This window comes from Kitasatospora sp. NPDC057512 (assembly GCF_042802135.1).
Classification (GTDB): domain Bacteria; phylum Actinomycetota; class Actinomycetes; order Streptomycetales; family Streptomycetaceae; genus Kitasatospora.
Window position 1 is genome coordinate 1 of record NZ_JBHVET010001035.1, and the last position, 2292, is coordinate 2292.

At 74.8% G+C, this 2292-nt stretch carries 4 protein-coding genes; 2 read left to right on the plus strand and 2 right to left on the minus strand.

Annotated elements, in window-relative coordinates:
- The coding region (locus ACFU6K_RS37195; RefSeq protein ID WP_380670806.1) for a (Fe-S)-binding protein at window positions 1-494 on the plus strand (494 nt) is incomplete at its 5' end.
- Here the strand turns inward: ACFU6K_RS37195 and ACFU6K_RS37200 are convergent.
- Together ACFU6K_RS37200 and ACFU6K_RS37205 are read right to left on the minus strand one after the other, a co-directional pair.
- Entirely contained in the window at window positions 485-997 is a 513-nt protein-coding gene (locus tag ACFU6K_RS37200) for a hypothetical protein (RefSeq protein WP_380670808.1), read from the minus strand. The two genes, ACFU6K_RS37195 and ACFU6K_RS37200, sit on opposite strands and share 10 nt — an antisense overlap.
- A gap of 42 nt (window positions 998-1039) precedes the next feature.
- On the minus strand, window positions 1040-1549 hold the full coding sequence (locus ACFU6K_RS37205) for a DUF1453 domain-containing protein (RefSeq protein ID WP_380670810.1): 510 nt from the start codon (window positions 1547-1549) through the stop codon (window positions 1040-1042).
- 74 nt (window positions 1550-1623) lie between these two features.
- On the opposite strand from ACFU6K_RS37205, the gene ACFU6K_RS37210 reads away from it, so the two are divergent.
- Window positions 1624-2247, plus strand: coding sequence for a TetR/AcrR family transcriptional regulator (locus ACFU6K_RS37210; protein ID WP_380670812.1), 624 nt, complete (start codon window positions 1624-1626; stop codon window positions 2245-2247).
- Window positions 2248-2292 lie beyond the last annotated feature (45 nt).

Here is a 2292-nt window from a genome sequence, read left to right on the forward strand (position 1 = left end):
CCACCGTGATCGGCCTGGACCCCAGCTGCACCGCCACCCTCCGCGAGGAGCTGCCCCGGCTGCTCGGCGCGGAGGGCCGCCCGCTCGCCGACCGCACCCGCACCTTCGCCGAGTTCCTCGACGAGTTCGCCCCGGACGCCCCGCTCCCCCGGATCCCGCTGGACGCCGTCACCCAGACCCACTGCCACCAGCACGCGGTGCTCGGCAGCGCCGCCGACCGCCGGCTGGAGGCCCGGCTCGGCCTGAACAACCGGCTGCTGGACGCCGGTTGCTGCGGCCTGGCGGGCAACTTCGGCTTCGAGCGGGGCCACTTCGAGGTGTCCGAGGCCATCGCGGAGCGGGTGCTGCTGCCCGGGATCCGGGCCGCCGGACCGGAGGCGGTGGTCCTGGCGGACGGCTTCAGCTGCCGCACCCAGATCTCCCAACTCGCCGACGGGCGGCGGGCCCTGCACCTCGCGGAGCTGATCGCCCGGGAGCTGCGGGATCAGTCCTGACGGTGCGCCGCGAGGAAGGCCCCGGCGTGGGCCGCGGCCTCCTCCCTGCTCCGGTGCCCGGCCGCCGCCTCGCCGGTGCTGCCGTCCGCCCCGGTGGCCGTCCAGCGCCAGCCGCCGGAGGCCTCGTCCTCCGCCAACTCGGCGGTTCCGCCGAACAGTTCGAGCAGTCCGGGCCGCGCCGCCGGACGACTGACGGCCTCCGGCCACTTCTTCCGGGCACCCTGCCGGGTGATGCCCCAGGCGGCGCCGAGCTGCTCGTAACTGGCGCCGTAGGAACCCGCGGTGGCGGCCGCGCCCGCGGCGAGCCGCTTGACCTCGGCGTCCACCAGCTTCCAGGCGGACAGCACGGAGAGGGCGACCTCGACCGGCTCGGCGTTCCACATCCGCTCCACGGGCAGGCCCGTCGCGCGGGCGCGCACGGCGGCGGCGAGGGGGTCGAGCGCGTCGAGGAGGGCCTCGGCCAGCGCGGCCCGCTCCTCCGGAGTGATCTCCACGGTCGTCATGCCGACAACTATAGTTACCGAACTCGCCAATGACAACCAAAGTTACCGCCCGAACCGGTCCAGCGGGCTCGTGCCCCGCTTCTCCTTCTCCGGCGCGAACGGCGTGCCCGAGGAGAGCGCCCGGAAGCCCACCACCAGCGCCTCCCCCAGGAAGCCCACACCGATCGACAGCTGGATCGGTCGGGCGTCCGCGGCCAGGCCGAAGTGTGCGGCGAGCGCGGCGAAGCCGGCCATCACGGCCAGCGACACCGCCGCGACCAGGAAGGTCCGCCCGGTGTAGCGCTGCCACAGCACGCCCTCCCGCTCGTAGACCCGGATGGTGGCGCCGCGCACCGCCCCCAGCGCGACACCGAGCCCGGCGCCCGCCGCGATCCAGCCGTAGTCGGCCGCGCCGAGCCCGTGCTTCTGGGCGAGCGCCCACACACCGAGGGCGGTGAGCACCACCGGCGGCGCGAAGAGGTCCCGGGCGTTGAGCGGTTCGCCGCGCAGCCGCCGGACCAGCACCACCACGACCACGACGGCGATCAGCCCCGCGTGCACCCAGCCGTTCATTCCTGCCTCCCCGAATTTTTGTAGCTCGACCGTGCTAAATCAGCAATTTAGCTTGGTCGTGCTATAACGGCAACATGCCGAAGATCGTCGACCCCGCCGAGCGCCGCCAGGCCGTCGCCGACGCCGTCCTGCGCGTCGCGGCCCGGGAGGGGCTGGAGCACGCCTCCCTGCGCAACGTCGCCGAGGAGGCCGGACTGGCCGTCGGCTCGGTGCGGCACTACTTCGCCGGCAGCTCGGAGCTGATGATCTTCGCGATGCGCGAGCTGGCCCGGCGGATCGAGGCCCGCATCCGCGCCCACGCCGCCGCCCTGCTCGACCCGGCCGCCGCCGGCACCGACCGGCGCGAACGGACCGTCCGGCTGCTCGCCGAGACCCTCCCGCTGGACGCCGGGCGCCGGGAGGAGTCCGCGCTCTGGCTCTCCTTCGTCACCGCCGCCCGCACCCGGCCCGACCTGCGGCCCCGCGCCGTCGAGATGCAGACCGGACTCGACGACCTGGTCCGACACGTCCTCGCCGAGTCCCGACGCGCCGGCGGCCTGGCCCCCGGCCTCGACCTCGACCTCGAAACCCGCCGGCTCTCCGCCCTGCTGGACGGCCTCACCCTCCAGGCCGTCCAGCACCCCGACCTGGTCGGCCCGGACGAGCTGCGCGCGGTGCTGCGCCGCCACCTCGACACCCTGGCCGCCCCGGCCTCCTGACACCGCGCCAACACCCCCGGCACAATGGCGCGATGACCCTCACCA

Excerpts from the sequence above, each read along its gene's own strand:
- ACFU6K_RS37210 (WP_380670812.1), top strand. The coding sequence starts at position 1,624 with ATGCCGAAGATCGTCGACCCCGCCGAGCGCCGCCAGGCCGTCGCCGAC.
- ACFU6K_RS37200 (WP_380670808.1), bottom strand. The coding sequence starts at position 997 with ATGACGACCGTGGAGATCACTCCGGAGGAGCGGGCCGCGCTGGCCGAG.
- ACFU6K_RS37205 (WP_380670810.1), bottom strand. The coding sequence starts at position 1,549 with ATGAACGGCTGGGTGCACGCGGGGCTGATCGCCGTCGTGGTCGTGGTG.